The sequence below is a fragment of the Janthinobacterium sp. JC611 genome (assembly GCF_018682595.1).
GTDB lineage: Bacteria > Pseudomonadota > Gammaproteobacteria > Burkholderiales > Burkholderiaceae_D > Janthinobacterium.
In genome coordinates, this window is the sequence record NZ_JAFLJN010000085.1 from 23439 (window position 1) to 49065 (window position 25627).

30 protein-coding genes and 1 tRNA gene are annotated in these 25627 nt (G+C 64.8%); 17 read left to right on the forward strand and 14 right to left on the reverse strand.

The genetic code is table 11. The features are described from left to right. Positions 1-921, forward strand: coding sequence for a hydroxymethylglutaryl-CoA lyase (locus J0O65_RS26850; RefSeq protein WP_215410175.1), 921 nt, complete (start codon positions 1-3; stop codon positions 919-921). A gap of 91 nt (positions 922-1012) precedes the next feature. Here J0O65_RS26850 and J0O65_RS26855 read toward each other — a convergent pair. Further along, a tRNA-Pro gene (locus J0O65_RS26855) sits at positions 1013-1089 on the reverse strand. A gap of 148 nt (positions 1090-1237) precedes the next feature. On the opposite strand from J0O65_RS26855, the gene J0O65_RS26860 reads away from it, so the two are divergent. Genes J0O65_RS26860 through J0O65_RS26870 form a run of 3 tightly spaced genes read left to right on the forward strand, consistent with a single transcriptional unit; the run spans position 1238 to position 2956 of the window. Next, positions 1238-1903, forward strand: a complete 666-nt coding sequence (locus J0O65_RS26860; RefSeq protein ID WP_215410176.1) for a hypothetical protein — start codon at positions 1238-1240, stop codon at positions 1901-1903. Positions 1904-1947: 44 nt separating this feature from the next. Further along, positions 1948-2580: a nucleotidyltransferase domain-containing protein gene (locus tag J0O65_RS26865; RefSeq protein WP_215410177.1), complete on the forward strand. Its 633-nt coding sequence runs from the start codon at positions 1948-1950 to the stop codon at positions 2578-2580. Further along, positions 2519-2956 (forward strand): hypothetical protein, encoded by a 438-nt coding sequence (locus J0O65_RS26870; RefSeq protein WP_215410178.1) that lies wholly within the window; start codon positions 2519-2521, stop codon positions 2954-2956. Before J0O65_RS26865 ends, J0O65_RS26870 begins: the two co-directional genes overlap by 62 nt. A gap of 5 nt (positions 2957-2961) precedes the next feature. Here J0O65_RS26870 and rsmI read toward each other — a convergent pair whose 3' ends face one another. Next, a complete protein-coding gene (gene rsmI, locus J0O65_RS26875; protein WP_215410179.1) occupies positions 2962-3870 on the reverse strand; it encodes a 16S rRNA (cytidine(1402)-2'-O)-methyltransferase in 909 nt (302 codons plus the stop codon). Between the two features lie 165 nt (positions 3871-4035). Between rsmI and J0O65_RS26880 the strand changes: the two genes are divergently transcribed. The 7 genes from J0O65_RS26880 to J0O65_RS26910 all read left to right on the forward strand — a co-directional run bounded on the left by J0O65_RS26880 (position 4036) and on the right by J0O65_RS26910 (position 8925). Further along, positions 4036-5238, forward strand: coding sequence for a penicillin-binding protein activator (locus tag J0O65_RS26880; RefSeq protein WP_215410180.1), 1203 nt, complete (start codon positions 4036-4038; stop codon positions 5236-5238). Positions 5239-5247: 9 nt separating this feature from the next. Next, positions 5248-5607, forward strand: a complete 360-nt coding sequence (locus J0O65_RS26885; protein WP_215410181.1) for a YraN family protein — start codon at positions 5248-5250, stop codon at positions 5605-5607. Positions 5608-5664: 57 nt separating this feature from the next. Continuing rightward, positions 5665-6261 carry a phosphoheptose isomerase gene (locus J0O65_RS26890; protein ID WP_034752465.1) on the forward strand — a complete coding sequence of 199 codons (597 nt, stop codon included), beginning with the start codon at positions 5665-5667 and terminating at the stop codon, positions 6259-6261. Beyond that, the gene (locus tag J0O65_RS26895; protein WP_215410182.1) at positions 6254-6940 is read left to right on the forward strand and encodes a BON domain-containing protein; all 687 of its coding nucleotides are present in this window, start codon (positions 6254-6256) and stop codon (positions 6938-6940) included. The genes J0O65_RS26890 and J0O65_RS26895 overlap by 8 nt, the downstream gene beginning before the upstream one ends. 95 nt (positions 6941-7035) lie before the next feature. Then, on the forward strand, positions 7036-7557 hold the full coding sequence (locus tag J0O65_RS26900) for a peroxiredoxin family protein (protein WP_215410183.1): 522 nt from the start codon (positions 7036-7038) through the stop codon (positions 7555-7557). 85 nt (positions 7558-7642) lie between these two features. Further along, positions 7643-8233 (forward strand): sigma-70 family RNA polymerase sigma factor, encoded by a 591-nt coding sequence (locus J0O65_RS26905; protein WP_152251455.1) that lies wholly within the window; start codon positions 7643-7645, stop codon positions 8231-8233. Then, the gene (locus J0O65_RS26910) at positions 8230-8925 is read left to right on the forward strand and encodes an anti-sigma factor (protein WP_215410184.1); all 696 of its coding nucleotides are present in this window, start codon (positions 8230-8232) and stop codon (positions 8923-8925) included. Before J0O65_RS26905 ends, J0O65_RS26910 begins: the two co-directional genes overlap by 4 nt. A 2-nt stretch (positions 8926-8927) precedes the next feature. Here J0O65_RS26910 and J0O65_RS26915 read toward each other — a convergent pair whose 3' ends face one another. Continuing rightward, positions 8928-9350 carry a PaaI family thioesterase gene (locus tag J0O65_RS26915; RefSeq protein ID WP_215410185.1) on the reverse strand — a complete coding sequence of 141 codons (423 nt, stop codon included), beginning with the start codon at positions 9348-9350 and terminating at the stop codon, positions 8928-8930. An 84-nt stretch (positions 9351-9434) separates the two neighbouring features. Continuing rightward, positions 9435-10592, reverse strand: a complete 1158-nt coding sequence (locus J0O65_RS26920) for a PepSY-associated TM helix domain-containing protein (protein WP_215410186.1) — start codon at positions 10590-10592, stop codon at positions 9435-9437. Positions 10593-10739: 147 nt separating this feature from the next. Here J0O65_RS26920 and J0O65_RS26925 point away from each other — a divergent pair, with 147 nt between their 5' ends. Both J0O65_RS26925 and J0O65_RS26930 read left to right on the forward strand, forming a co-directional pair. Continuing rightward, on the forward strand, positions 10740-11108 hold the full coding sequence (locus J0O65_RS26925) for a hypothetical protein (RefSeq protein WP_215410187.1): 369 nt from the start codon (positions 10740-10742) through the stop codon (positions 11106-11108). Positions 11109-11199: 91 nt separating this feature from the next. Continuing rightward, complete coding sequence (locus tag J0O65_RS26930) at positions 11200-13353, forward strand: TonB-dependent receptor (protein WP_215410188.1); 2154 nt, start codon at positions 11200-11202, stop codon at positions 13351-13353. 61 nt (positions 13354-13414) lie between these two features. Here J0O65_RS26930 and ung read toward each other — a convergent pair whose 3' ends face one another. The 6 genes from ung to pdxR all read right to left on the reverse strand — a co-directional run bounded on the left by ung (position 13415) and on the right by pdxR (position 18162). Beyond that, positions 13415-14083, reverse strand: a complete 669-nt coding sequence (gene ung / locus J0O65_RS26935) for a uracil-DNA glycosylase (RefSeq protein ID WP_215410189.1) — start codon at positions 14081-14083, stop codon at positions 13415-13417. Between the two features lie 90 nt (positions 14084-14173). Beyond that, positions 14174-14479: a Txe/YoeB family addiction module toxin gene (locus tag J0O65_RS26940; RefSeq protein WP_215410190.1), complete on the reverse strand. Its 306-nt coding sequence runs from the start codon at positions 14477-14479 to the stop codon at positions 14174-14176. After that, complete coding sequence (locus J0O65_RS26945; RefSeq protein ID WP_215410191.1) at positions 14460-14729, reverse strand: type II toxin-antitoxin system Phd/YefM family antitoxin; 270 nt, start codon at positions 14727-14729, stop codon at positions 14460-14462. Before J0O65_RS26945 ends, J0O65_RS26940 begins: the two co-directional genes overlap by 20 nt. 123 nt (positions 14730-14852) lie before the next feature. Then, positions 14853-15860, reverse strand: a complete 1008-nt coding sequence (gene lipA, locus J0O65_RS26950; protein WP_215410192.1) for a lipoyl synthase — start codon at positions 15858-15860, stop codon at positions 14853-14855. Positions 15861-15897: 37 nt separating this feature from the next. Beyond that, positions 15898-16602, reverse strand: a complete 705-nt coding sequence (gene lipB, locus J0O65_RS26955; protein WP_215410193.1) for a lipoyl(octanoyl) transferase LipB — start codon at positions 16600-16602, stop codon at positions 15898-15900. Between the two features lie 75 nt (positions 16603-16677). Next, positions 16678-18162 carry a MocR-like pyridoxine biosynthesis transcription factor PdxR gene (gene pdxR, locus J0O65_RS26960; RefSeq protein ID WP_215410194.1) on the reverse strand — a complete coding sequence of 495 codons (1485 nt, stop codon included), beginning with the start codon at positions 18160-18162 and terminating at the stop codon, positions 16678-16680. 125 nt (positions 18163-18287) lie between these two features. Here pdxR and J0O65_RS26965 point away from each other — a divergent pair, with 125 nt between their 5' ends. Continuing rightward, positions 18288-19553 carry a multidrug effflux MFS transporter gene (locus tag J0O65_RS26965; protein WP_215410195.1) on the forward strand — a complete coding sequence of 422 codons (1266 nt, stop codon included), beginning with the start codon at positions 18288-18290 and terminating at the stop codon, positions 19551-19553. Here J0O65_RS26965 and yfcF read toward each other — a convergent pair. Continuing rightward, positions 19447-20079: a glutathione transferase gene (yfcF, locus tag J0O65_RS26970; protein WP_215410196.1), complete on the reverse strand. Its 633-nt coding sequence runs from the start codon at positions 20077-20079 to the stop codon at positions 19447-19449. The two genes, J0O65_RS26965 and yfcF, sit on opposite strands and share 107 nt — an antisense overlap. Positions 20080-20189: 110 nt before the next feature. Between yfcF and gcvA the strand changes: the two genes are divergently transcribed. Continuing rightward, positions 20190-21095, forward strand: a complete 906-nt coding sequence (gene gcvA / locus J0O65_RS26975) for a transcriptional regulator GcvA (protein ID WP_215410197.1) — start codon at positions 20190-20192, stop codon at positions 21093-21095. On the opposite strand, the gene J0O65_RS26980 is transcribed toward gcvA, so the two are convergent. From J0O65_RS26980 to J0O65_RS26990, 3 genes are all read right to left on the reverse strand, one after another. Next, positions 21088-21384, reverse strand: coding sequence for a DUF493 family protein (locus J0O65_RS26980; protein WP_152258927.1), 297 nt, complete (start codon positions 21382-21384; stop codon positions 21088-21090). The two genes, gcvA and J0O65_RS26980, sit on opposite strands and share 8 nt — an antisense overlap. 322 nt (positions 21385-21706) lie before the next feature. After that, positions 21707-23227 carry a DUF6600 domain-containing protein gene (locus J0O65_RS26985; RefSeq protein WP_215410198.1) on the reverse strand — a complete coding sequence of 507 codons (1521 nt, stop codon included), beginning with the start codon at positions 23225-23227 and terminating at the stop codon, positions 21707-21709. A gap of 103 nt (positions 23228-23330) precedes the next feature. After that, positions 23331-23972, reverse strand: a complete 642-nt coding sequence (locus J0O65_RS26990; RefSeq protein ID WP_215410199.1) for a LysE family transporter — start codon at positions 23970-23972, stop codon at positions 23331-23333. A 191-nt stretch (positions 23973-24163) separates the two neighbouring features. On the opposite strand from J0O65_RS26990, the gene J0O65_RS26995 reads away from it, so the two are divergent. Both J0O65_RS26995 and yiaA read left to right on the forward strand, forming a co-directional pair. Then, positions 24164-25111, forward strand: a complete 948-nt coding sequence (locus J0O65_RS26995; protein WP_215410200.1) for a DUF808 domain-containing protein — start codon at positions 24164-24166, stop codon at positions 25109-25111. Positions 25112-25195: 84 nt separating this feature from the next. Continuing rightward, on the forward strand, positions 25196-25627 hold the full coding sequence (yiaA, locus tag J0O65_RS27000) for an inner membrane protein YiaA (RefSeq protein ID WP_215410201.1): 432 nt from the start codon (positions 25196-25198) through the stop codon (positions 25625-25627).

The following is a 25627-nucleotide window of genomic DNA, read 5'->3' on the forward strand; positions in this document are numbered from 1 at the left end:
ATGAACCCTACTACCAGTCTGCCCAAGCAGGTCAAGATCGTCGAAGTGGGTCCGCGCGACGGCCTGCAAAACGAGAAGGACACCATCAGCGCCGCCGTCAAGATCGAACTGGTCGACCGCCTGACCCTGGCCGGCTTCGCCAACATCGAGGCGGCGTCGTTCGTGTCGCCGAAATGGGTGCCGCAAATGGCCACCAGCGCGGAAGTGATGGAGAAAATCGCGCGCCGCCCCGGCACGATATATTCAGCGCTGACGCCGAACATGCAGGGTTTCGAGGCGGCCCTGGCGGCGCAGGCCGACGAAGTGGTGATCTTCGGCTCCGCGTCCGAGGCGTTCTCGCAAAAGAACATCAACTGCTCGATCGCCGAATCGATCGCCCGCTTCGAAGGCGTGGCCAAGGCGGCCAAGGAACATGGCCTGCGCCTGCGCGGCAGCATCAGCTGCGCCTTCGGCTGTCCCTACCAGGGAGAAGTGCCGCTGGACGCCGTGGCCGACGTGGTGGGCCGCATGCGCGACCTCGGTTGCGACGAGATCGACATCGCCGACACCATCGGCGTGGCCACGCCGCGCAAGACGCAGGCGGTGATGCAGCGCGCGATTGCGGCCTTCCATGTGCAAGGCCTGTCCGGCCACTTCCACGACACGTATGGACAGGCGCTGGCGAACATCTACGCCAGCCTGGAAACGGGCATCGCGATCTATCACTCGTCCGTCTCCGGCCTGGGCGGCTGCCCCTACGCCAAGGGCGCCACCGGCAACGTGGCCACCGAGGACGTGCTGTACATGATGCAGGGACTGGGCATCGCCACCGGCATCGACCTGGACCTGGTGGTGGACGCGGGGCAGTTCATTGCGCAGCAACTGGGGCGCAAGGGTTCCAGCCGCGCCGGCAACGCCATCGCGGCGAAACGCCTGGGGTAAATGCAAAGGGGCTGCGGCCCCTTTTTGCTGCAGGCGCTACGGACGAAAAAAAACCCAAGAGCCTGAACTCTTGGGTTTTTTTCTACAAATTTGGTCGGAGTACAAGGATTCGAACCTTGGACCCCCTGGTCCCAAACCAGGTGCGCTACCGGGCTGCGCCACACTCCGAAGACCAAGATAATACAGGCCGTATCGACTTCGGTCAAGGGTCAGGTGAAACTCTGTGTAAATTATTTACGCGCGACATAGTGGCTCATGTATTTTTCAACATGCAAGAAATATGCGACACTGGCCTGGCAAGTTTTCCCGATCAGACATGAAGGCGACGACGGCAATGGAGTTCAGGATAGAAAAAAGCGACGGCGGCCGGCCCCTGCCGAAGGGCCGCGGCATGGTGCTGGGCATCGCCGTGTCCCTGCTGCTGCATGGCGCCTTGATCACTCTGTGGCGCCATGTGCAGCCAGCCGCACGGCCAGACACGGCACCGCGCGTGGAATCGATCGCCGTGTGGATACGTCCGCTGGCCGCCAAGCCTCCCCCGCCACCGCCGCCCGTCGACGCCGTCAAGCCGAAACGCGAACCCAAGCCCATCAGCAAGCCGAAACTCGCCGCGGCCCGGGAAACGCCGGCGGCGGCCACGGCGCCCGTGCCAGGTCCGCAAGCCATCACGGTCGTGCCGGCAGCACCGGCCACGCCGGCGGCCAGTGCCGATACCTTCAGGCAAGAAAACCCGGAAACACCGACATTCGACATGGAAGCGGCCAGGAAGACGGCGCGCAAGATGGCTGGCGAGCGCGATCCGTCCAGGGTGGGCACGGCCGTGGGGCAAATCCCCGACAAGCCGCTGCAAACGGAAAGCCAGCTGGCGCGCGACATCGCGCAGGGCAAACGCGGCGATTGCCGCACCGCCTATGCCGGCGCAGGCTTGCTGGCGCCCGTGCTGATGCTGCTCGACAAGAAGGATAGCGGCTGCAAGTGGTGAGGGCATGCTTGACTATACCCATATTGGGTACTAAGATGCCCAATATGGGTATTTATGCGGACACATTGTTTTCCAAGACACAGCAACGCGTGCTGGCCTTGCTCTTTGGCCAAGCGCAACGGTCTTTCTATGCGAATGAAATCATCGCCTTCGCGGCCATCGGCTCCGGCGCCGTGCAACGCGAACTGGCCAAGCTGGTGAAATCGGCCCTCGTAACCGTCAAAAAAGTGGGCAATCAAAAACATTACCAGGCAAATCACGCTGCGCCGATATTCGACGAGCTGCGCAGCATCGTGCTGAAAACCTTTGGCGTGGCCGACGTGCTGCGCGTCGCGCTGCAACCGCATTGGCAGGAAATCGACCTGGCCTTCGTGTACGGTTCGATGGCCAAGGGAACGGAACAGGGGCACAGCGATATCGACCTGATGGTGATCGGCAGCATGGCATCGAACACTCAGTTGCTGGCAGCACTGCAGCCAGCGCAGCAGCAACTGGGACGCAGCATCAACCCAACCTTGTACACGCCAGAAGAATGGCGGCACAGAATAGACGAGGGCAAGTCATTCGCCGTGCGCATCCTCGACCAGCCCAAGATTTTTGTCAAAGGAGCCAATGATGACCTCATCAAGCTCACCGGCGCTGGCGAACCTGGCACGCATCGGCCAGCTCAAAGCTGAGCCACCGGACGCGCGCGAACGGGCCGGCTTGCTGCGTTCGGCCACCGTGCGCCTGCACGATGCCAGGCAGGCGATACTGTCGCTGGAAAGCCGCTTCGACCAGGCGTATAACGCGGCGCATGCGGCCGCCTTGTCCGCGCTGCGTCAACATGGTTATCGCAGCGACAATCGCTATCTCGTCTTCCAAAGCCTGGAACACACGCTGGGTTTCACGCCGCAGCAATGGCTGCTGTTCAACCAGGCGCACAAGAAGCGCAACCTGGCCGAATACGAGGGCGAGCTCGATGTCACGGCAGGCTTTGTCGACGAATTGATCGAGCATGTGCAACAGCTGCTCGCGGCGGCACAGGCGCTGGATATCCAGCCGCCCTCCTGATTTCCTTATTCCTGCCCCTTCAACTGCAACGCCCGCTCATACAGGGCGTTCTTCTTGCGGCCCGTGATCTGCGCCGTCAAATTCGCCGCCTGCTTGACGCTGCATTCGGCCAATAGAATGTTCAGGATGCGTTCCGCTTCCACCTCTTCCGCATCCTGCGCTTCCGTGGCGCCTTCGAGCAGGACGACGAATTCTCCCTTTTCGCGGTGCGCGTCGGCACGGATCCAGCTTTCCGCTTCGGACAGGGGGCAGCGGTGGATTTCCTCGAACAGTTTCGTCAGTTCGCGCGCGAACACCACCTGGCGCGTGGGCTCGAACGCTGCCGCCAGGGCCGTGGCGCAATCGAGGATGCGGTGTGGCGCCTCGTAAAACACCATGGTGGCCGTCACGCCGCGCAGGCTGTGCAGCATGTTTTCGCGCTGCTTGGCCTTGGCCGGCAGGAAGCCGACGAAATAAAACTGGTCATTCAGCAGGCCGCTGGCGGAAATGGCCGTGATCGCCGCCGACGGGCCGGGCAGGGGCAGCACGCGCAGGCCGGCCGCGCGCACGGCGTCGACGATGCGCGCGCCCGGGTCGGACACGGCGGGCGTGCCGGCGTCGGAGACGAGGGCGATGCGCTCGCCGGCGTGCAGGCGGGCAATCAGGGTTTGCGCCACTTCGCGCTCATTATGTTGATGCGCCGCAATCAATGGCTTGTTCAAGCCAAAGCGCGTCAGCAGGTGCGCCGTGTTGCGCGTATCTTCACAGGCGACGGCATCGGCAAGGCTCAGCAAATGCAGCGCGCGCAGGCTGATATCGGTCACATTACCGATCGGCGTGGCCACTATATACAATGTTGCGATAGGATAGACCTGGTGCGCCGCCTCTGTCATGATGGGCAGGCTGGCGATGGAACTGATTTCTTGTACGGTCATTTTGGAGGTTAAATGCTTGCTAATAGTGTGAAGTTACTGCTTGTTTGTGCCGCGACCGGCATGCTGAGCGCTTGCAGCACGCCTTGCGACGCGCCCGGGCAATTGTGCGCGCCTATTGAATCTAACACAAGGGCGCTGCCGCCACCGAAGCCGCTGCCACCGCCCGTGCCGCCGAAACCGCCCGCGCCCGAACCGGTGACCTTTGCCGTGGCCGTACCCGATATCACCGCATACGACGGGAACGGCGCCCCGCTGGCGCCCATCAACACCAAGCAGGCGACGGGCACGCCACTCGACATGCCGGCCGCCACGGCGCCGGCGCCGTCCGACGGCAAGGTCCACCACATCGGCCTGCTGCTGCCGCTGCGCTCGGCGTCCCTGGGTCCGGCCGCCGAACTGCTGCGCGCCGGCTTCATGGCCGCATACGAACGCGACCGCAGCGGCTTCGAAGTGACGGTGATCGACACGGGCGACGGCAGCGGCGACGTGCTGAACAAGTTTGCGCAAGCACAAGAGGAACAGGATGTCGTCGTGGGGCCGTTGTCGCGCTCGGCCGTGACGGCCGTGGCGAACAGCGACCTGGTGCGTAAGCCAACGATCGCCCTGAACCACCCGGACAACCGCGGCGAAGCGCGCTTGCCGGCCAAGCTGCTGGTGATGGGCCTGTCGATCGAGGCGGAAGCGCGCCAGGTCGCCGCCTGGGCCGCCAGCGAACAGCCGGGCGCCAGCGCGCTGGTGCTGTCGGCCGGTTCGCCTTCGCAGCGCCGCATCAGCGCCGCCTTCAAGCAAGAATGGCTGCGCCAGGGCGGCAAGATCGAGACGATGGACTTGACGGCCACGAATGGCTACCTGAGCGACGCCGAGCTGGTGCAGCTGCGCGCGCGCCTGGCCGCCACGCCGCCAGGCCTGCTGTTCGCCGCGCTCGACGCCGACCAGGCGCGCCAGCTGCGCGTGGCCATCGGCAGCGATTTACCGCTGTATGGCACCTCGTCATTGAATCCCGGCGCCGGGCGCGGCGCCAGCGGCCCCGAGCTCGACGGCGCGCGCCTGCTGGACTTGCCGTGGCAGGTGCAGCGCGACCATCCGCAAGTGATGGTGTATCCGCAGCCGCCGCAGCCGGGCGACGTCCGCCTGACGCCCGACATGGAACGCCTGTACGCGCTGGGCATCGATGCCTTCCGCGTGGCGCGCGAAGTGGCGCTGCGGCCGAACGCGCCATTCACCCTCGATGGCGTGACGGGCCGCCTGGCCGTGCGCTTCGACGACGATCAAAGCGTGTTCGAACGCACGGAACAAGCCGCCACCTACCAGCAGGGCGTGCTGGGCACCTGGCCGCCGGCCGCGCCGGCCACGCCGCCGCTACAATAAGGAACGGCCATGCCGCCCTTCGCTTTCTGGAACAAACGGGAACGGGGACGGCAGGGGGAAGACGATGCGCTCGCGTATCTGCTGCTGCAAGGCCTGGTGCTGCTGGAACGCAATTACCTGTGCAAGGGCGGCGAGCTGGACCTGATCATGCGCGATGGCACCTCGGTCGTCTTCGTGGAAGTGCGGCTACGCAGCAGCGCCGCGTTCGGCGGCGCCCTGGCCAGCATCACGCCAGCCAAGCAGCGGCGCATGGCGGTGGCGGCGCAAACCTGGCTGCTGGGGCAAAAAACGCTGCCGCCATGCCGCTTCGACGCACTGGCCATCGATGGCGGGCGCATCAGCTGGCTGAAGAACATCCTCGATATGTAAGCATTTTTAACAGTGCTTGTCCGCCATGCCGCGCGCCTGCACTATAATCGGCAGACTATGAATAATCAACGCATCCTCTCGCACTTCCACGAAAGTGCCGAACTCAAGATCCAGGCCGCCACCGTACTGGCGCAACCGATTGCGCAGGCGATCGACCTGATGTTTTATGCATTGTCCAACGGCAACAAGATCCTCGCCTGCGGCAATGGCGGTTCCGCCGCCGACTGCCAGCATTTCGCAGCCGAGCTGGTCGGGCGCTTCGAACGCGAGCGCTTTCCGCTGCCGGCCCTGGCGCTGACGACGGATACGTCCATCCTGACGGCCGTGGCGAACGACTACAGCTACCGCGAGATCTTCTCGAAGCAGGTGCAGGCCTTCGGCCAGGCCGGCGACATCCTGCTGGCCATCTCCACGTCGGGCAATTCGGCCAACGTGATGGCCGCCGTGGAAGCGGCGCTCGAGCGCGAAATGCGCGTCGTGGCGCTGACGGGCAAGGACGGCGGCGCCATCGGCAAGATGCTGACGGACGCCGACGTGCATATCTGCGTGCCGGCCGAGCGCACGGCGCGCATCCAGGAAGTCCATCTGACCACCATACATTGCATCTGCGACGGCATCGACGTCGCGCTATTCGGAGGAGACGTGAATGACTAAATTCGGTACTGGCCCAGGCTGGAAACGCGTACAACGCCCGCTGGCCACCGCACTCCTGTGCGGCGCCATGCTCACTTCGCTCACCGGCTGCATCGAATTGATGGTCGGCGGCGCCGTGATGGGCGGTGTTGCCGCGGCGGACCGCCGCACCCTGGGCGCCCAGACCGAAGACAAGTCGATCGCCCTGAAAGGCGAGTCGCGCATCCCCTCCATCGTCGGCGACGTGGGCCACGTGAACGTCACCAGCTTCAACCGCCGCGTCCTGCTGACGGGCGAAGTGCGCGACGAGGCGATGAAAAATGCCGTCGAGCGCGAAGTGCGCAATATCGAAGGCGTGGAATCTGTGGCCAATGAATTGATCATCGCCGGCCCGGCCAGCTACACCTCGCGCTCGAACGACGCGCTGATCACCACCAAGGTCAAGGCCAGCCTGGTCGACATGAAAACCATCTCGGCGGCCTCGTTCAAGGTCGTCACGGAAAACGCCACCGTCTTCCTGATGGGGCGCGTGACCCAGCGCGAAGGCACGGTCGCGGCCGACGTGGCGCGCGGCGTGGGCGGCGTGCAGAAAGTGGTCAAGCTGTTCGACTACATCTCGGAAGCGGAACTGAAGCAATTGCAGCCCGATCCGCCGCAGCAGCGCACCACAAACACGGTCAGCGACACGGTACAGCAGTAGGCGTTCTCCCCCATCCGGCCTACGGCGCCGGACTGACGATGCGTCTATAATGGACGCATCGTCGCGCTTTTCAAGCGACTCATTTCAACTTCGCCATGTCAACTTCGCCCTCCGCAAGCAAGTCCTGGATCAAGCCAGCCCTGATCGCCGTCTTCGTGGCGGGCGTGGCGGCGGCAGGCTATCTGTCGCTGAATGACAAGCAAAGCGCGCCGGATGTGACGTTCCACGGCATCCATGGCGAGAAAATCACGTCAAACAGCCTGCGCGGCAAGGTGGTGATGGTCAATTTCTGGGCCACCTCGTGCACGACCTGCGTGGCGGAAATGCCGGACATGGTCGACACCTACAACAAGTACAAGGGGCAGGGACTGGAATTCGTGGCCGTGGCCATGAAATACGATCCGGCCAACTACGTGCTGAACTTCGCCGAGACGCGCCAGCTGCCGTTCAAGGTGGCGCTCGACGTGACGGGCGAGGCGGCCAAGGCCTACGGCGACGTGGCCCTCACGCCCACCACCTTCGTGCTCGACAAGCAGGGCAAGATCCTCAAGCGCTACGTGGGCAAGCCGGAATTCGCGGAACTGCACAAGCTGCTCGAATCTGCTATCGCCGGTTGACACCGTACAAAAGCTGGTTGCTAAAGGTTGCCAACTTGTTATAACCTTTACAGGCGTGATCCCACTCACCTTGTGAAGGCCAGCCGTGTCCCCAGCCGCCCAGTCGCTCGACCCGCAACAACTGAAAACCTGGCTGCTTGCCGCCGGGAACAAGGACGCCACGGCGTTCCGCCAGCTCTATAACGCCACCTCATCGAAACTGTTTGGCTTTGCGCTGCGTATATTGCATAAGCAAGAGCTCGCTGAAGAAGCCTTGCAAGAGGGTTTCGTCGCCATCTGGAACAACGCCGCCGCTTACCAGAGCCATCTGGCCGCGCCGATGACCTGGATGGCCACCATCGTGCGCAACAAGGCGTTCGACGTGCTGCGGCGCAGCGACGATACCGTGGAAATCGATGCCGAACAGTTTGATAGCGAAGTCATGAATGCACTCCGAGACCCCCAGGCCACGCCGATCGAATCACTGCAGCTGAGCGGTGACGCCAAGGCGCTGGCGTTTTGCATGTCGGCCCTGGAAGGGCTGCACCGGCAGGTGGTCGCCCTGGCGTTTTATCACGACCTGTCGCACAGCGAAGTGGCGCAGCAGATGTCGCTGCCGATCGGCACCGTGAAGACGTGGATACGCCGCAGCCTGGAACGGCTGCGCACGTGCCTGGCGAAACGGGAGGCATCATGAATATCCGCGGCAATGACGCGCTGCGCCAGAAGCTGGCGTCCGAATACGTGCTGGGCACCCTGAAAGGCGGCGCGCGACGGCGTTTCGAAGGCTGGCTGCACAGCGATGCCGACTTGCGCAATATCACGGCCGAATGGCGCCAGCGGCTGGAACCGATGGCCGAATTCGCCACGCCCGTGGCGCCGCCCAAGCGCGTGTGGCAGCAGATCGAGCAACGCCTGCACCTGGCGCCGCAGGGCGGCTGGTCCTGGTTGCGCGATTCGCTGTCGTTCTGGCGTGGCCTGGGCATGGCTTCGAGCGCCATCGCCGCCTTGCTGGTGATCGTCGTGGCCACGCGCGTGCTGGATGCGCCGCAGATCAGCTATGTCGCCAGCCTGACGGACGAGAAAGCGCAAACGGCGCTGCTGCTGACGGCCGACAGCCGCCACGGCGCGCTCGAGGTGCGCATGGTGGGCAACGCGCCCGTGCCTGCTGATCGCGATCTGGAACTGTGGGCCGTGCCGAAGAGCGGCAACCCCCGTTCACTTGGCTTGCTGGCAGACAAGGGCAACGTGAAACTGGCGTTGTCGCAGCGCGCCATCGGCAGCGACGTGGCCCTGCTGGCCGTCACCCTGGAACCGAAAGGCGGTTCGCCGAATCCGAACGGACCGACGGGACCAATCTTGTACAAGGGTAACTGGGTAAAAATATAGTCTTACTTGGGATACAGAATCATCTGCGTGCAGCGGAACAGGGCAATCGTCTTGCCCGTTTCCTTGCTTTTCACCACGGCATCCCACACTTGCGTGTTGCGGCCCTTGTGCTCGACTTTCGCCGTGCAGGTGAGCGTGCCTTCGCGGGCCGTGCCCAGGTGGTTCGATTTCAGCTCGATGGTGGTGAAGTTCGTCGCGCCTGCGGGCAGGTTGACGATGCAGCCGTAGCCGGACGCCGTGTCGGCCAGGGTCACCACGCTGCCCGCGTGCAGATAGCCATTCGGCGCCAGCAGGTGCGGCAGCACGGGCAATTCCGCCGTCAGCTGGCCGTCGCCCACTGCCGTGATGACGATGCCCAGGTGGCCAGGCAGGCGGCCGGTGCCGCGTTCATTCAACATTGCTACGGTAATCTCGGGATGGCTCATGCGGGTCCTTGTGCGGGTGAATCCGGGATACGCCGGAAAATACTATGATGATAGCAACTTTCCCCGCAGCGGTTTGACGGCCGCCTATTTCCGGCCGCGCCGCCGTTTCCACCACACCAAACTGCCCGTCAGCAGGAACAGCAAGGGCATCAAGCCGAAGGCCGTGATGAAGGCGCGCCCGGCCACGCCGAACGCCTGGCCCGAATGCAGGGGGAATTGCCAGCCCAGGAAACGCTCGCCAGATGGCGCCGTCAGCGGGTCGCGTATGCGCAGGGGCAAGCCGCTGCGCGCGTCCAGGGTGATGCGCGTGGCGCCGTCGCCGTCGGCGATTTCATCCGGCTGGCGTACGCGGATGTCATACGGCTGCTCCGGTTTCGCCGGCAGCACGATGCGCGACACGCGCGCCTGCGGATACAGCCGTTGCGCGGCGGCCATGGCCTGGCCCGCGTCGAGCACGGCGCCATCCCGCGCCACATTTTTCAATTTTGCCGTGTCCGGCACCGTCGATACGAGCTCCACCAGCGGCACGATCAATTGCGGTAAATTGAAATAGATGCCGGAAAAGGCGAGCACCGCCAGCACGGGGGCGGCCAGGAAGCCGGCCGCCTTGTGCAACGTATAATTAAAACGCGGCCAGGAGCCGCCGTGCGACACCGTCAGGGCGCGCCTGATCGCCATCCATTGCAGGCGCGGCCACCACAGATAGATGCCGGTGAGCGCCATCAGCAGCAGCATCACGCCGGAAATGCCGGTAATGGTCTTGCCCACGTCGCCCGACAGCAGATAGCGGTGCAAATGAAACATGCCCGACATCAACAGGGGGCGCGAGAAGCCGAAGCGTCCCCAGTCGCGCTCGCCCTTCACTTGCAAGGTGTAAGGGTCGACCATCACCTGGCGCACGATGGACTGGCTGAAGGCGGACGGCTTGCCGGCCTGGCGGTACGAGGCCACGTACACGTCGCGCGCGTCGGCGGGCGGATTGAGCTGGTTCGGCTTGCCATAAGCGGGGTCGGCAGTCAGCTGGTCCACCACCGCTTGCAGCGTGCGCGGCGTCACCTGGAACACCTGGCCAGGCGCGGGTGCGCTGGCCTGCAACAGGTTGGGATTCAGGTAGGCGTCGAGTTCCGGCATCCAGGCGATGGCGGACCCCGTCAAGCCCAGCAAGACGAACAGGGCGCCGAACCACAGGCCCGCATACAGGTGCAGCTTGGCAAACAACCACTTGATCGGGCGTGGAGACATGGAAACTCGGGGAAATTGGGCTGCGGAACGATAGCATGAAAGAGGCGGAGTGAAAATCATTATCAACTGGCATCCTGCCAGGCCGGCGTAGCGCAAATGACGCAACAAGCGCTGACAGCGGGGCGATTTTCTTGCTACTATGCGCCCATGTCTTTTCGCCAGCCCACCCGCAAGCCTTATGGCAAGCCTTACGGCAAGCCTGCCCACCACCCGGTGTCCGCCCTCGCGCGCACGCCGTGGCGCCTGTGCGTGGCGCTGTTCAGTGCGCTGGCCCTCGTGCTCCTGCTGTCGACGGCCGCTTCGCACCTGCACAAGACCACGCTCGACGCGGAAGAGTGCGCGCTGTGCGCCACCGTCATCGACAAGGTGGCCGACATCGCCGTGCCACCGGCCATCACCGAGCCGCCGCCCCAGTTATTGCCGTACCGCCTGCTGGCCATGGCGCCCGCCACCTTGGCGCCCGTCGCCGCCCTCGTCCTGCCGCCCGTGCGCGGACCGCCTGCCGCCTCGCTGTAGTTCCCACGCCGTTTTTCCTTTTTCAGGCTGCCCCTTGCCGCGCTTTCATGCGCGCCGGGCCGCCTGGCGTTGACTATTTTCGAGGTTTATCATGCAACACACTCCACGCCTGAGCGCGCTGTCGCTCGCCCTTGCCAGCCTGTTTACCGCTTCCGCGCATGCCGCCGACGCCGCCGCTGCGACGGACGCCCCACCACAAGAGATGCAAAAGGTGGAAGTCACGTCCGCCCACCTGAAAAGCGCGCGCATCGAGCTGTCGCCCAAAGTCGGCACCACCATCTACAGCATCGACAGCCACATGGTCGACATGCTGGGCCAGGGCGACAACACGCCCTTCAATGAAGTGCTGCTGCGCCTGCCGGGCGTGTCGCAGGATTCGAAAGGCTCGGGCGCCCTACACGTGCGCGATGATCATGCCAACGTGCAATACCGCATCAATGGCGTGCAGCTGCCGGAAAGCATCAGCGGCTTCGGCCAGTCCATCGACACGCGCCTGATCGACAAGACGGATTTCATGACGGGCGCCTTGCCGGCCCAGTTCGGCCTGCGCACGGCCGGCATCGTCGACATCGAAACGAAGGAGGGCGGCTTGACGCCGGGTGGGCGCATCGGCGTCATGGTCGGCAGCCACGACCACGTGGAGCCAAGCGCCGAATTTTTCGGCAGCGTCGGCAAGTTCAATTACTACCTGTCCGGCAGCTACCTGGGCAACTCGCTGGGCGTGGAAAACCCGCAGGATACGCGCAGCGCCCTGCACGACAAGACGCGCCAGAACAAATCGTTCGGCAGCCTGTCGTATTTCCTCGATGACAACACGCGCCTGGGCGCCATGTTCGGCACGTATAACGGCCGCTTCCAGATCCCGAACAACCCGGAGCAGGCGCCCGCCTTCTCGCTGGCCGGCCACAGCGATGCGCAGGCGGGCACGTCCAGTCTGCCGTCGTCGCAGCTGAATGAAAACCAGCGCGAAGTGAACCGCTTCCTCGTGCTGTCGCTGCAAAAAAGCCTGGGCGACGTCAATTACCAGGTGTCCGCCTTCCACCAGTATTCGGAATTGCACTTCACGCCGGACGCCATCGGCGACCTGATCTACAACGGCGTGGCCTCGGATTCGCGCCGCGCGAACAGCGCTTCCGGTGCCCAGTTCGACATCAGCTACAAGCTGCACCCGGACCACACGCTGCGCGCCGGCCTGGCCTACACGCGGCAAAAGACGACCAGCGACAACACGGTGGCCGTCTTCCCAAGTATTGACGGGGTGCAAAGCGCCACCACGCCGGTTTCCATCATCGACAACAGCGGCAAGACGGGCACCCTGGCCAGTGTCTACCTGCAGGATGAATGGCATATCAGCAAGCCGCTGACCCTGAACTATGGCGCGCGCTTCGACAAGGTGTCCGCCTACACGAGCGAGCAGCAATGGAGTCCGCGCATCAACCTGGCGTACCAGCTGGCGCCGGGCACGGCCCTGCACGCGGGCTATTCGCGCTACTTCACGCCGCCGCCGCAGGAACTGGCGGCGCAGGCCAGCATCGACCTGTACGCGAACACGACGAACGCGCCGGAAATCGGCCAGTCGGACAACGTCAAGGCCGAACGCACGCATTACTACGACGTGGGCATCAGCCACCAGGTGAGTCCGAAGCTGACCGTGACGGCGGACGTGTATTATAAAAAAATCAGCAACCTGCTCGACGAAGGCCAGTTCGGCCAGGCATTGATTTTGACGCCGTTCAACTATGCGGACGGCTACGCCAAGGGCCTGGAATTGTCCGCCATCTACAGCGAGAAAAACTGGGGCCTGTTCCTCAACGCCAGCACGCAAAAGGCGCAAGGGCGCAACATCAACTCGGGCCAGGCCCTGTTTGGCGCCGATGAGTTGAACTACATCAGCAGCCACTATGTCTACCTCGATCATGACCAGAAGTACACGCTGTCGGGCGGCGGCCATTATCACTTCGGCGATTCGCAAGTGAGCGCTGACTTCCTCTACGGCAGCGGCCTGCGCATGACACCGGACGGCGGCGCGCCCAATTCCGGCCATTTGCCGAGTTACTTCACCGTCAACACGGCGCTCACGCACACGTGGAAGAACACGCCCGTCGGCAAAGTGGAAGGACGCTTGGCCCTGATCAACCTGTTCGACAAGTCGTATCTGCTGCGCGACGGTTCCGGCGTCGGTGTGGGGGCGCCGCAGTATGGCGCCCGCCGCAGCCTCTATGCCGGCCTGTCGACGAGTTTTTAAGAGTTACGCGCGAAGACAGCGGCAGGGTGCAACGCCTGCCGCTGTCGGTTGCCGTCATGTATCAAGTATCGCCCCAGGCGATGGGCGCCTGGCCATGCGCCTGCAAATACGCATTCGCCAGGCTGAACGGCTTGCTGCCGAAGAAACCTTTGCTGGCAGACAAGGGGGACGGATGCGGCGCCGTCAGCACCAGGTGCTTGCCGGGGTCGATCAAGGTGCGCTTGGCTTGCGCGTAGCCGCCCCACAGGATGAACACGAGGTGTTCGCGCTCGGCCGACAGGTGGCGGATCGCACTGTCCGTCAACGTCTCCCAGCCCTTGGCCGCGTGCGAACCGGCGGCGCCGGCGCGCACGGTCAGCACGCTGTTGAGCAAAAATACCCCTTGCTGCGCCCAGTCGGTCAAATCCGTGCGCGTGCGCATCACGCCCACGTCGCTCTGTAATTCCTTGAAGATATTCTGCAGGCTCGGCTGCGGTGGCGTGCCTTCGGGCATGGAAAAACACAGGCCCATGGCCGCGCCCGGCGTGTGATACGGGTCTTGCCCCAGGATCACGACTTTCACCTGCCCGAACGGCGTCAGGTCGAAGGCGCGGAAGATAGTTTTACCGGGTGGACAACACGGCCCCGCCGCATATTCCGCCTTCACGAAGGCGGCCAGGCGTTCCCAGTAGGGTGCGGCGAATTCCCCCTCCAGCCGCGCCTTCCACGATGCGTCGATGCGTACGTCCATGGCTTCTCCGTCAATCATGTTTTTAAAACATCATCGATCAGTATAGCCGCGTCATGGCCCGCACCGCGTTACGGTACGGCCGGGCAATGCCTATTTGTCGTCGTAGTGATAGCGGCACGCGGCCACATAGATGCAGCCCCCGTCAGGAAGGTAGACGAGCCGGTGCTGGCGGTCGATGCGGCGCGACCAGAAACCCGTCAGCTCGCCTTTCAGCGGTTCCGGCTTGCCCGTGCCCTTGAACGGGTCAGCCAGGCATTCATCGAGCAAGTCATTGATTTTTTGCAGGAATTTCAGATCGTTCTCTTGCCAGAACAGATAATCTTCCCAGGCATGATCGGTCCAGGCCAGCACGGCGGCGCGCGCCTGCTGATTGTTTTCAGCCTTCCGGTTTTTCATGTTGCGCCAATTCCCTGGGCTTGGCCTTGCCCGCCTTGATCTGCGCCACGGACGCCATCAGCCGGCTGGCATTCTTGGCCGTGCCCAGCAAGTACAGGGTTTCCTCGATGCTGTTGTAGTCGGACAAGGACAACATCACCACGTGTTCGCCATTCACGCGCGTGATCACCGTGGGCGTGTGGTCGTTGCAGACGTCGTCCATCACGCTTTTCAGGCCCGCGCGCGCCTCGCTGAAAGTCAGGATATTCATGCCGTGCCACCGCCCGCATTGAAAGTACATGCGGATAATTGTACAGGATGTTGTACATCACCTCAATCAGGCAAAAAAAACCGTCCGGCTAAAGCGGACGGTTTTTGATACGGCGCAAGGTACTTAGAAATTCAGCGCCGATTCCACGCCGGCGCTGTGCGCCTGTTCATCCGCGTGGTACGAGCTGCGCACCATGGCGCCCACGGCGGCGTGGGTGAAGCCCATTTTATACGCTTCCTCTTCGAACATTTTGAACACGTCCGGGTGCACGTAGCGGCGCACCGGCAGGTGGCTGTTCGACGGCGCCAGGTACTGGCCGATGGTCAGCATGTCGATGTCGTGTTCGCGCATGTCGCGCATCACTTGCAGGATTTCCTCGTCCGTCTCGCCCAGGCCCACCATGATGCCGGACTTGGTTTTCACGTCCGGGTACATGGCCTTGAAGTCTTTCAGCAATTTCAGCGAGTGCAGGTAGTCGGAGCCGGGACGGGCTTCCTTGTACAGGCGCGGCGCCGTTTCCAGATTGTGGTTCATGACGTCAGGCAAGCCATCCTTGAACAACAGCAACGCTTTTTCCAGGCGGCCGCGGAAATCGGGCACCAGCACTTCGATGCGGGTGTTCGGCGACAGCGCGCGCGTTTGCTGGATGCACTCGACGAAATGGCCGGCGCCGCCGTCGCGCAAGTCATCGCGGTCGACGGAAGTGATGACGACGTAGTTCAAACGCAGCTTGGCGATGGTTTTCGACAGGTTGGCTGGCTCTTCCTTGTCCAGCGGATCAGGACGGCCATGGCCGACGTCGCAGAACGGGCAGCGGCGCGTGCACTTGTCGCCCATGATCATGAAGGTGGCCGTACCCTTGCCGAAGCATTCGCCGATGTTCGGGCAGCTGGCTTCCTCGCACACGGTCACGAGCTTGTTTTCGCGCAGGATGTCCTTGATTTCATAGAAACGGGTCGATGCCGAGGCGGCCTTGACGCGGATCCAGTCCGGCTTTTTCAGGCGCTCGATCTGTTCGATCGGCACGATCTTGATCGGGATGCGCGAAGTCTTGCTGGCGCCTTTTTGCTTTTCGCTCGGGTTGTAGGCGGGAGCGGCGGGGGCGGTGCTGGAAATGGTCTCAGAAGTCATGGCTGCAAGCCCTTGAGGGGCATGTTGGTTTGTTTGCTCAGGCATCCGCTGCCTGAGGCGCGCCTGCGGCGCTGTGTACTTCGCTTACATCGAGTAATACGGTCAATTCATGGGCCAGGGCACGCTGCACCTCGGCCAGCGGCGCCGACACGCCCATGCTGCGCATGTCCACCGTCTTCAGTCCGGAATAGCCGCAGGGGTTAATCCAGGAAAACGGCGCCAGGTCCATCGCCACGTTGAGCGACACGCCATGGTAGGTGCAGCCGTTGCCGCGCACTTTCAAGCCCAGCGCGGCGATCTTCGCACCCTTGTCTGGCCCACCGGCAATATAGATGCCGGGCGCGCCATCGATGCGCTCGCCAGCGAGATTATACGCCGCCAGCACGTTGATGATGGCTTGCTCGATTTTATGCACGAACTGGCGCGCATACAGCTTGCCGCCCGGCTTGTTGCGGCGCAAGTCCATCAACAGGTAAATCACCACCTGGCCGGGGCCGTGGAACGTCACTTCGCCGCCACGGTCCGTCTGCACCACGGGCACGTTCTCCGCGCCGGCCAGCAGGTGGCCGCGGTCGGCCGCCAGGCCCAGGGTGAACACGGGCGGATGCTCGACGATCCACAGTTCGTCGCGCGTGTCCGTCGCGCGCGCGTCGGTGAAGGCGCGCATGGCGGCAAAGGTCGGCTCGTAATCGACGCGGCCCAGCTCGCGGATCAGCGCCGCTTCGGTTCGGGTGGTGGTCATGACAGATTCTGTAATCAGCTGCCGGCGCCCTGGGGACGCTGCGGCGAAGCCGTGATTATAAGCCAGACCGGCGTTTCATTCAGCCGGGGCGGCCTCGTCGTTGTCGGCAGGCAGCAGCAGCCTGCCCAATTTTTGTGCAGCATGGCGCACCTGGGCCAGGCTCAGGGCCGTGTAGCCCAGCAGCACGGCCGGCGCCAATCTTACGCTGTGACAAAAGTCGCCGAGCGGCTGCAGCGCCAGCCCCTCTTGCGCCGCGCGCGCGCAAAACGCCCGCTCGTCGCTGTCCGGCGGCAGCCACAGCACGCAATGGAAACCCGCCTGCTGGCCGGTGAGCGTATAGCGTCCGGGCGCCGTCTGCTCGAGGCAGGCCAGCAGCAGGTCGCGCCGCTCCTTGTAGGCCTGCCGCGCCTGGCGCAAATGGCGCACGAAGGCGCCATCCTCCATCCAGGCGGACAGCGCCAGCTGCTCCGTCACGCCCACGGAGCGGCCCGTCAACTGCAGGGTGCGCAGCAACTGCGGACGCAAGGCGGGCGGCAGCACCATGAAGCCCACGCGCAGGCCGGCAAACAGGGTCTTGTTAAAGCTGCCGCAATAAATCACGCGCTGGCACTGGTCCAGCGCCTTCAGGGCCGCCAGCGGCGCGCTCTGGTAATTGAATTCGCTATCGTAATCGTCTTCCACCACCCACGCGCCGTGGTCGCTCGCCCACTCCAGCAGGGCCAGGCGGCGCGTGACGGACATGGTCACGCCCAGCGGCGACTGGTGCGCCGGCGTCACATAGGCGAGGCAGGCGTTGGCGTGCGCGGCCAGGGCGGCGCAATCGATGCCCTCGGCGTCGACGGCGATGTCGACCGGCACGGCGCCCGCCAGGGCGAACAGGGCGCGCGCGGCCGGGTAGCCGGGCTCTTCCAGGCAGACCTTGTCGCCATCGCGCACGATGCTGCGCGCCAGCAAGTCGATCGCGTGACGGATGCCGGTCGTGACGACGATGTCGTGCGGGTCGCAGCGGATGCCGCGGTACTTGGCGAGAAAATCGGCGATCTGCTGGCGCAGCTGGGGCAAGCCGGCCGGATCGGCGCTGCACAGCTGCTCCGGCGTGGCGGCCGCCAGTGCCCGCGTGGCGCACTTGGACCAGGCGGCCATGGGAAACAGGCTGGCGTCGGCGCGCCGCGCCACGAACGGCAAGCCGTCGCGCACGCCCGTATCGGACACAGCTACCGGCTCGGAAAATGACCCGACCGGGGTGGCATCTGCAAATCCCGCCATCAGGAAGCGCTCCGGCACGACGGCGCACACGCGCGTGCCGGAACCGGGCACGCGCGTCACGTACGCTTCCGCGTGCAGGCGGTCGAACACGGTTTCGATGGTGCCGCGCGACAGCTCCCACCGTTCGGCCAGGGTGCGGCTGGACGGCAAGCGGCTGCCCGCCGGCAGCATCTTCGTCAGGATGGCCGAGCGCAGCGCTTCATACGCGCCATCCTGCTTGTTGACGCCCGCCTTGGCTAGCCAGCTGGTGGGGCGAGGCAAGTCCAGGGCGTGCGGTGATTTTCCTCGCGGCATGATAATCGTCCAAGTGGTCCAATGAGTTTTCTGATGACTGGCACTTCGCATTACACCACAACCGTCCTACTCTTACCGTTCCGGTGCGCCAGCGGGGCGCACGCTTGCAGAGATCGTGTCAAACCATGCAGAAACAACTCGCTTTATGGGCCTGGGGCGGCATCGTGCTGCTGCTGGTCTGCCTGTCGCGCATCAGCATCGACATCTATTTGCCTTCGCTGCCGGCCATGGCCGATGCCCTGCATGCCAGCGATGCACAGTTGCAACTGACCCTGAGCCTGTTCATGGCCGGCTCGGCCGCCTCGATGCTCGCCTGCGGGCCGCTGGCCGACCGTTACGGACGCCGGCCCGTGCTGCTGGCCGGCACGGGCATTTATGTGCTCGCCAGCATCGTCTGCGCCGTGACCTGCGACGTCCACGTGCTGATCGCCGCGCGCGTGCTGCAGGCGTTCGGCGGTTGCAGCGGCACCATCATCGGCCGCGTCATGGTGCGCGACCGCTTCGATCCCGCCACGCAGGCGCGCATGCTGGGGAAAATCTCGATGGTGATGGGCCTGTCGCCCATCCTGGCGCCGCTGGCGGGCAGCATGATTGACGCGGCGTTCGGCTGGCGCGCCGTGTTTGGCGTGCTGTGTGCGCTGGGCGCGCTGTCGCTGGGGCTGATCGCCGCCTGGGTGCCGGAAACCAGACCGGCCAGCGTCATACCACAGGGAAATACCCTGGCCCTGTACCGCCGCCTGCTGGGCGACGCGTATTTCCTGCGCTATGCGCTGGCCATCGGCTGCGTGTATTGCACGTATTTCCCCTTCATCGCGGAATCGTCCGTGCTATTGCAAAGGGGCATGCATCTGTCGCCGCACGCGTATGCGCTGGTGTTCGCGCTGACGGTCAGCGGCTATGTGGCGGGATCGAGCCTGTTCCGCGCGCTGGGACCGCGCCTGGGCGCCGATCACATGCTGGGCGTGGCGGTGCTGATCAATGTGGCGGGGGCGGCCAGCCTGTTGCTGGCGGGGAGTTTGGCGCCGCAACACGTGGCGTCGCTGGTGGCGCCCATGCTGCTGGTGATGGTGTCGGTGGGCATGGCCATCCCCGCCTGCCAGCTGGCTGTGCTGCAGCCGTATGGCGACCAAGCGGGCAGCGCCTCGGGCCTGTTCTTCTTCGTGCAAATGCTCATCACGGCCGCCTGCGGCGCCGTCATCGCGGCCATCACGGACGGCAGCGCAAAGCCGTTGCTGTGGGTGACGGCGGCGGCCAGCGCGGCCTTTGCCCTCGTGTGGCGGCTGACTAGGACGGCTGCGGCACCTTCGCCAGCCACTGCTGCACGGCAGGGCGTTGCCACTGGGCCAGCGCATAGTCGCGCAAGGCAGGCGGCACCGGCGCGCCGCTCTTGATCAAACGCAACAACATCAGGGCCAGATCCGTGTCGGCGATGCTCCAGGCGCCAAACAGGTGCTCACCGTGCACCAGTTCGCCCGCGATCTGCAGCAGCTTGGCGGCAGCGGCCTGCGCCGCCGGCGACAGCGGCGCAGGCGCCGCGCGGGGCGGGTGGAACACGACGGTGGAATCGCGCTCGTTGCGCAGCGCCAGCAAATCGCTGCGCAGCCACGCCTGTACCTGCCGCGCCCGCGCCCGCTGGCGCATGTCGCGCGGCAGGACGGACGGATAATCGGGCGCGGCAAAGGCGTCGTCGAGGTAGTCGGCGATGGCATTCGATTCCGTCAGGATAAAGCCGGCATGCTCGATGGCCGGCACGCGCTGCGTCAGGCTCAGGGTACCGAACGGCGGCCGGCGCGCCGCGCCCGCGTCCAGGTCGACGTCCCGCACGGCGAAGGGCAGCTGCTTTTCGCTCAAGGCGACAAAGGCGGACAGGGTGTATGGGCTGATGCGGTTACGGTCGACATACAAAATGAGGGACATGGCGGGCCTTTCTGTGGATAAGTGAACAGGATTCATCATAAAGTGCAGCTCACTGCCGTCAAAACGAGTTATATTCGGCTTTTTGGTTACTTTTATTCACATTAAATCTCATGTCCAGATTGCCGAATTTCTCAGCACTGCGCGCCTTCGAGGCGGCGGCCCGCCACGACAATTTCTCGCGCGCGGCCGAGGAGCTGCACCTGACGCACGGCGCCATCAGCCACCAGGTGCGCAAGCTGGAAGAAGAACTGGGCTTGCTGCTGTTCCTGCGCAACGGCCGCCATGTGACAGTCACGCCGCAGGGGCGGCAATTTGCGTTGGTGCTGGGCAAGGCGTTTAGCGAGATCGCCACGGCGGCGCAAGCCCTGCGGCCTGCGCCCGCCAATGCGCGGCTGACGATCACGGCGATTCCCTCGTTTGCGGCGCGCTGGCTGGCGCCGCGCCTCGGGCATTTCATCGAACGCCACCCCGGCATCGAAGTGGTGCTGCAGACGAGCGGCGCCTTGCAGGACCTGGAAGGTGAAGGCATCGACGTGGGCATCCGCTTCGGCCGCGGCCATTATCCGGGCCTGCTGGTAGAGCCGCTGATGGGCGATGTGTATTACCCCGTCTGCAGTCCCCGCTACCGGGGCGGCAGCTTGCCGGCCACGCCGGACGAACTGGCGCAAGCGACCTTGCTGCGCTCGCTCGAACCGTGGCGGCCGTGGCTGGCGGCGGCTGGCTTGCCATTGGCCGAGCCAGTGGGCGGCGTACTGTACGAGGATTTGTCGATGCTGATCCGCTCGGCCATCGACGGCGACGGCGTGGCGCTGGTGCGCCATGTGGTGGCGCTGCAGGAGGTGGCTGCGGGGCGGCTGGTGCGCCTGTTCGATACGGCCGTGCCCTGCGCCGACTCGTATTACCTGGTCAGCCCGCCCGCTGCGGCGCAGCGCGAGCCCGTGCGCGCCTTCCGTGCCTGGCTGGGCGAAGAAATCGCCGCCTTCCAGGCACGCGAAGCGCCCACATTGCTTACATGACGATCTTCACCATCGGATGGCCCGACAGCGCCGTGTACAGGGCGTCGAGCTGCTCGCGGCTGATGGCGCGCACGGTGACGGTCAGGCCCGTGTAGTTGCCCTTGCCCGACGGGCGCTCTTCCATGCGGCCCGCGTGAAAGGTCGGATCGTGGCTGATCACCAGTTCCAGCATGGTCGGGGCGAAATCGACGTGCGTCGGACCCATGATCTTGATGGGAAAATCGCTCGGATATTCGATCAGCGATTCGCTGGGTGGAATGATGTGTTCGCTTGGAGGGGTGGTTTGCATGGGAAATCCAATCAGTGCCGGTCAGAACAGGCGGCGCAGCGTACATCGCGCGACGGCTGCATAAAAGCGTATTGTAGCCAACTTTAAGGGCGGGCGCGCCCGCCGCCATGGCGCAGGCGGCAAGGCAAAAAAAAAGCCAGCTGGGTAAGCTGGCGGAAAACTATTTCGTTGAGACAAAATAGCCGGAAAAGTCGATGCTGTCACTTGGAGGATAAGCAGTGGTCGTACTGTAGACAAACCACGGCAGTTTTACCTCCCGTATGTGACGAACTGCGCATTTTGCGGCTTGAACGTCGATACGGCGCGACAGACGGCACGGCCGTCAGCGCTCCGCTTCCTGCATCCGGCCATTGCGCCCGGGAGCGCCGCGCTCGTTGTTGCGCTCGCGCGGCATTGGCCGCTCGGCGCGGGAACGCTCCTCGCCGCGCCAGCCGGGACGGGCCACCTGGTCTTGCACGGGCGGCAAGGCCGGCACCGCCGGCATCCGGGGCTGAGCCGGCATCGGCGGCATCGGCGGCTGTTGCGGCTGGGCAGGCACGGGCGGCCGGTTCGGCTGCATGGGACGCGGCGCCAGGTGCGTCTGGCCATCGTCCGTCTGCAAGCGGCCAGGGCGGTTGCCCCAGTCGCGCCGGAAACCATCTTGCTGGCGCGGCGCATCAACGGGACGCTGCCAGTTGCCCGCCGGCGCAGGTGGCGTGCTCAAGGGCATGCTTTGCAGCACGGGGGCCGGCATGATGGTGCGGTTGCGGCGCTCGCGCTCGCCCGCCACGGGGCGGTGCCCTTCGGCCACGCGGTTGATGCGGCGCTCATAGTCCGCGCTGGCGCGGTAGCCAGGCACGTAGCGCTCGTGCGGCGACAGGGGGAACCAGCCCACGCCGGGATGCTGGCCGTGGCCAGTCCCGTGATTGCCGCCCACCCAGCCCACCAGCGCCGGCGCCCAGGGCACGCGGCCGCGCTCACGGCCCGGGGCCCAGCCCCAGCGCTGGCCCAGCAGCACCCAGCGGCCGTAATGCGAGGGCGCATAGCCCCACGGCGCATTGTCGACCCAGGTCCAGCCCCACGGCGCGATCCACGTCCAGCGCCCGTCGCTGTACGGCGCCCAGCCCGGCGGCACGCTGGCGGGCAGCCACAGGGGGCCATATTCCGCATCGTCCTGCCAGGCGCCGTAGCGGTCCAGCTCTTCATAGCCGGTGGTATCGTCCGTGACATAGCGCAAGGCCGGCGCGGCGGCGGGCAAGGCTTCGGGCCAGTTGTCGAAGGCGATCCTCTGCAAGGCGCCCGTGCGCAATTGCTCGTCCGTCAACTCGGCGCGCTTGCCGGCGCGCAAGGTCACGCTGCCCGTCGCGCCATCCACGGCGGCCGCGCCGTCGAGCACGCTGACGACGCTGGTGCCGGGCTGGCGCCCCGCCTCGATGCGCACCCAGCCCGGCTGGGTCAGAATCACGCGGGCCTGGGCGGTGGTCAGCTCGACGCCGCGCAGCGCATCGGGATTGCGCACGCGCACGCTGACCGTGCCATAGCCGAGGTGCAATTTGAAACTGTCGTCATCGAGCTCGCTCACTTCCAGCTCGGAATCGCCATCGAGGCGCACGGCGGCCGCGCCCACGCGCAACTCCGCCAGCGCGCCGCGCCGGGTAGTCAGGCGGTTATCCGTCGTGACGGGCCAGTTCAGCAGCGCGTTTTGCGCGTCGCCATCGCCGGCGCGCACCAGCACCTGCCCTTCGACGGTGGAAATGCGCCCCACGCGGGCGGGCGGATCCTGCGCCAGGGCCAGGGAGCAGGCCGACGACAGCAGCACGGCGCACACGGTGTTGAGAAAAGGGGAGGACAGGGTCGGACGCATGGCAGCGCTCCAGGCAGGACTGACAACAATGATTGCTATCGATTACATCCGCATAGTGCGGACATCGCAAGCGGGCTTACAAATGTTTGCATATTGACTTCTTTCAGGAGGCCGCCTGGCCGCCGCGCTTGACGAAGAACAGGGCGGCGCCGACGGCCATCAGCAAGCCGCCAAAGAAGCGGTTCTGCTTTTTCACGGCGCGCGCGTCGCGGAAGAAGCGCTGCATCGAGGAAGCGAGAAAAGCGTAGCCGTGCATGACGATCTGGTCGATCGTGCACATGGTGACGGCCAGGATCAGCAATTGCGGCAGCAGCGGAGACGTCGGGCTGATGAATTGCGGCAACACCGCCACCATGAAGATGATGCCCTTCGGATTCGTCACATTGGTGAGAAAACCCGTCAGCACGCGCCGGCCCATGGACGGCGCCACGGCGTCGGCATGCAGGTCGCCCGCCACGGCCACCTTGGCGCGCCATTGCGACAGGCCCAGGTAGATCAGGTACAGCGCGCCCACCGTCTTGACGATACTGAAGGCCACTTCGGAGGCGAGCAGCAGGGACCCGACGCCGGCGCCGGCGATGCCCAGCACCACCAGCAGGCCCAGTTGCAGGCCGAGAATGGTGGCGCTGGCCTTTTTCACCCCGTACGACAGGCCATGCGACATCGACAGCACGGCGCCCGAGCCGGGCGAGACGGCGATGATGGAGGCGGCGACGACAAAGGTGATCCAGGTGGCAAAGGGCATGCGGTTTCCAAAAATGGGGACGAGAGGCAATTTTAACCCGGCCCGTGCGGCCCTGCCGGCCCCGCCTGAGGTAAGATCGCGGTCATGCCTGACCCACGTCACCCCTTGCCGTACAACCAAGAATAACATCATGAAAAACAACACTTTCCTCGTTCCACGATTCCCTGCCACCACCGCGGGAGCGCGCTGAGATGGCCGGCTCCAGCCTGCTGGCCCTGCTCGACGACATCGCCAGCATCCTCGACGACGTTTCCCTGATGACCAAGGTGGCCGCCAAGAAGACGGCCGGCGTGCTCGGTGACGACCTGGCCCTGAACGCGCAGCAGGTGGCCGGCGTGCGCGCCGAGCGCGAACTGCCCGTCGTGTGGGCCGTCGCCGTCGGTTCGCTGAAGAACAAGGCCATCCTCGTGCCCGCCGCGCTGGCCATCAGCGCGTTTGCGCCGTGGGCCATCACGCCGCTGCTGATGGTGGGCGGCGCCTACCTGTGCTTCGAGGGCTTCGAAAAGATCGCCCACAAATACCTGCACCCCGACGACAGCCACAAGGCCGAGCTGGCGCAGGCGCTGCGCGACCCGCAGGTCGACCTGGTGGCGCTGGAAAAGGACAAGATCAAGGGCGCCATCCGCACCGATTTCATCCTGTCGGCGGAAATCATCGTCATCGCCCTGGGCACGGTGGCCACGGCCACCTTTGCCGAGCAGGTGGCCGTCGTGGTCGGCATCGCCCTCATCATGACGGTGGGCGTGTACGGCCTGGTGGCCGGCATCGTCAAGCTCGATGACGCGGGCTTTTATCTGGCGGCGCGCAAGGGCGCGGGCGCGCTGATGGACGGCGTGCGCGGCTTTGGCCGCATGCTCGTCTCGGCGGCGCCGAAACTGATGAAGTTTCTCTCCGTGGTCGGCACCCTGGCCATGTTCATGGTCGGCGGCGGCATCTTGACGCATGGCTGGCCATGGGCCAGCGCCATGCTGCACCACGCGGTAGCAGCCGTCGGCGGCGTGGCCGCCATCGGCCCCGTGCTGGCGGCCGTCACGCCCAGCCTGATCAACGCGGTGGCCGGCCTCATCGCCGGTGGCCTGGTGCTGGCCGGCGTCACGGCCGTGTCGGCTTTATTGCGCATGGTCAAATCACCCAAATAAGCTTTCTGGTCTGATGGGGCGGCAGGCGCATCCGTGCCTGCCGCCCCGGCCATGCCGGCGGCGCCCGCTGTCCATGGAGACCCTATGCAGACTTCCCCCGCCCCACGCCCCAGCAGCGCCTTCATCGGCGCTTCCTGGGCGGCATTGCTTATCGGCATCCTTACTTACCTGTCCGGCCTGTGGAACGCCACCATGGCGCTCAACGAGAAGGGCTATTACTTCACCATCCTCATGTATGGCCTGTTCGCCGCCATCTCGCTGCAGAAGTCCGTGCGCGACCGCAGCGAGGGCATCGCCGTCACCGGCATCTATTTCGGCCTGTGCTGGATCTCCGTGCTGCTGGCCTTGCTGCTGCTGACGGTCGGCCTGTGGAACGCCACCCTGCAAAACAGCGAGAAAGGGTTTTATGCCATGGCGTTCTTGCTCAGCCTGTTCGCCGCCGTGGCCGTGCAAAAGAACGTGCGCGACGTGGCGCGCGCCACGGCCGCCACGCCTGCCGAGGCGCCGGGAACCTAA